Here is a 2,873-nt window from a genome sequence, read left to right on the forward strand (position 1 = left end):
GAGCAAGGTGACCCCGGCGGACCTGGAGAAGACGAAAGCGCTTCTGGCCCAGGGCATCTGCACCGTGGAGCTGCTGGACACCCCGTCCCGGCTGCATATCATCGTGGAGATGAAGGGCGAACACCACACAGCCCTGGCGGAGATCCGGGACGAGCACACCAACATCGTCCGGGTGGAGCGGGACAACACCTGTCTGCTGCAGAAAGAAGTGGCCGCTGCCGAAGAGCCGGACGACAGCACCCTGGACGAGCTGAACCTTACAGACATCCTCACATTTGCAGATACGGTGAAAATCGAAGACGTGGAGCCCATGTTGTCCCGGCAGGCGGAGTACAACATGCGCATCGCCCAGGAGGGCATCACCCACGCCTATGGAGGACGGGTGGGCACCACCCTGATGCGCCACTACGGCAACGACGTGCGGGTCCACGCCCGGGCCATGGCTGCTGCCGGATCTGATGCCCGAATGGGCGGCTGCGTGCTGCCGGTGGTGATCAACTCCGGCAGCGGCAACCAGGGGATTACCTGCTCCGTGCCTATCCTGGTGTACGGGGAGTATCTCCACGCTACCCGGGAGCGGATCTACCGGGCACTGGTGGTGAGCAACCTGGTGGCCCTGCTGCAGAAACGGGGCATCGGCAGGCTCTCCGCCTTCTGCGGTGCTGTGTGTGCCGCCTGCGGCAGCGGCGCAGGCATCACCTATCTCCACGGCGGCGATGAGGCCGCCATCGGGAGGACCATTACCAACACTTTGGCCAATGCTTCCGGCATTGTCTGTGACGGCGCCAAGGGCAGCTGCGCTGCCAAAATCGCCACGTCTGTGGACGCCGCCATCCTGGGTCACGAGATGTCCATGGACGGCAACACATTCGGCGCCGGTGAGGGCCTGGTGAAGGAAAACGTGGAGAGCACCATTGCCAGCATCGGCCGAATGGCCGCTGAGGGCATGCGGGAGACAGACACCGAGATTCTCCGGATCATGATCGAGAAGGGACAGGCCTGCTGAGACCTGCCCAGAGCAGAGACACGAAAATCCCCTGCAGCGCCGAGAAAGTGCTGCAGGGGATTCATGGCGTCAATAAGTACTGTGACATCCGTGCTGAGATATTTCGGGAACAAAACGTATCTATTCAGTCAGCCCAGGGGATTTGTGGATCAAGCTGTAGTCCATGCGGATGATGGAGCACACTGTAGTACCGTCCAGGCCGATCCAGTTGAATGACAACCCCGGATAAAGCTTGACGACAACTTCGGCGGTCCGCAGATAATTCGGCCATCGTGAAGATATTCCGGCGGCTTTGACCGTGTAGAGGGTTAAATTCATTTGGCGTCCGACATCATATGCCATGTTACTTGCCCTGAGCGGTCCCACTGCATCTCATTGATCAACACGCCGTCATGGGATTGGGCGATCACATTGTCGTGAATATCCAGCTTGACCGCAGGCACGTCCGGGATTTTTAACATGGATAGCCTGCTGCCGATCAGCACATTGTCACAGACCTCGATATGTCCGGCGTACTGTACCAGGTCGCTGCCCAGGTCGATGGCGGTGGGCGACTCAAAGCAGGCGTTGTTCATGCTGTCGCCGCTGTTGAGCACGATGTTGTCCCGGAGGATCAGCTCGTCAAAACGGCCGCCATCAGGGTTGATGAGATAGGTGCGGATGCCCTGTCCGCAGTTTTCAATCAAATTGCCATAGGCATGATACGAGCCCAAATGATCCGCCGTTTCCTGGGCGTTTTCAAAAGTAAAGGCGTTTCCGCTGTGCCGGAAATAGCAGTTCCGAATCTCCGCGCCCGTCACGCAGTAGATGCCGTCGCCAATGGCAAAGAAGTTGCTGGTAGGTTCGGCGGATTCAACTCTCAAGATCCGAGTGCCTCCAAACTCCACCGTACAGTTCTGGATGACCGCGCCGGGAAGCTTCATATTGCCGAACACGGCGCTGTCCCCATAATATTTTATGGAGAGATTGTCCAGAACATAGTCCTGCGCTTCCTCCGCATCGAATGCCCTGACACACAGTCCTGCGCCGAGTGAGCGGTCAGGCAAGGCGATGACCTCTATATCGGAGTAAATTTCTCCGGGGTTGCCGCTGTCGCAGCGCAGATAGATATCTCCGGGCTTATACCACCCATCGAATTGTACCGGATAACGCAATCCCTCCAAATCGGGGCGGAAGAGGAAAGTGAGGTCGCCGGACAAGTTCTCATCCACGGTGCGGTACTCCCCTGCGCTGACGAGGCGCACATCCGCAGAGGGATCCTCAGGAGCGCATATGCCGTTGACCGGATCCATCTGGCGTAATTCCACGGCCAGCCAGCCTTCCGGTGTCGGCCACTCCCAGACCCGCTTGGCGTATGTCTCGTCATCAAAAACGATCCCGCAGGCGTTGTACATCTCTTTATAGAAGCGCCATATTTTTTCCCCGTTTTCGCCTTCATACCAGAGTGCCCAGCACTCCGGGCGGGCGGAGTTCTCCTCCGCCGCGGTGAACACCGGCTTGGCTCCCTCTCCATAGGCGGAGTAGGTCACGCCGGACGCAAGAACCAGTTGATCCGTTAGGCGAAAAACACTGCCTCGTTCAAAAAAGACCGCGTCCCCGGGCTGCAGTGTAACCTTCGGGACGGGAATGACGATCCCATTCTCCGCAAGCTCCGCGATAACCTCTTTGCACGCTCTGGGATTTATCGGATCACAGGTCCGCCAGGCCGTTTCAGGCGTCAAGCCGTCGTTGTTATCATCCCCGTTGTTGGAGATGTAATAGGCTGTCCCGGTGTACGTTTCGCCGGGGATCATCTCTTCCGCATGAATGATTTGCGTGGGAGAATTTAAAATAGCGGCCTTTCTCGCCTCGGCGGCTTCATAATATG

The 2,873-nt window shown here is 58.1% G+C and carries 3 protein-coding genes; 1 reads left to right on the forward strand and 2 read right to left on the reverse strand.

Translation table 11 applies throughout. The features are described from left to right. A partial coding sequence (locus tag Q0Z94_RS11660; protein ID WP_298069894.1) for an L-serine ammonia-lyase, iron-sulfur-dependent, subunit alpha occupies window positions 1–1,006 on the forward strand: 1,006 nt, incomplete at its 5' end. Window positions 1,007–1,126: 120 nt separating this feature from the next. Here Q0Z94_RS11660 and Q0Z94_RS11665 read toward each other — a convergent pair. Together Q0Z94_RS11665 and Q0Z94_RS11670 are read right to left on the reverse strand one after the other, a co-directional pair. Beyond that, complete coding sequence (locus Q0Z94_RS11665) at window positions 1,127–1,348, reverse strand: hypothetical protein (protein WP_298069896.1); 222 nt, start codon at window positions 1,346–1,348, stop codon at window positions 1,127–1,129. Further along, window positions 1,321–2,873, reverse strand: a 1,553-nt coding sequence (locus Q0Z94_RS11670; protein WP_298069898.1) for a hypothetical protein, incomplete at its 5' end; no start/stop codon positions are given. The genes Q0Z94_RS11670 and Q0Z94_RS11665, both read right to left, overlap by 28 nt.

Source organism: uncultured Mailhella sp. (genome assembly GCF_947631555.1).
In the GTDB taxonomy this organism is placed as follows: Bacteria; Desulfobacterota; Desulfovibrionia; order Desulfovibrionales; family Desulfovibrionaceae; genus Mailhella.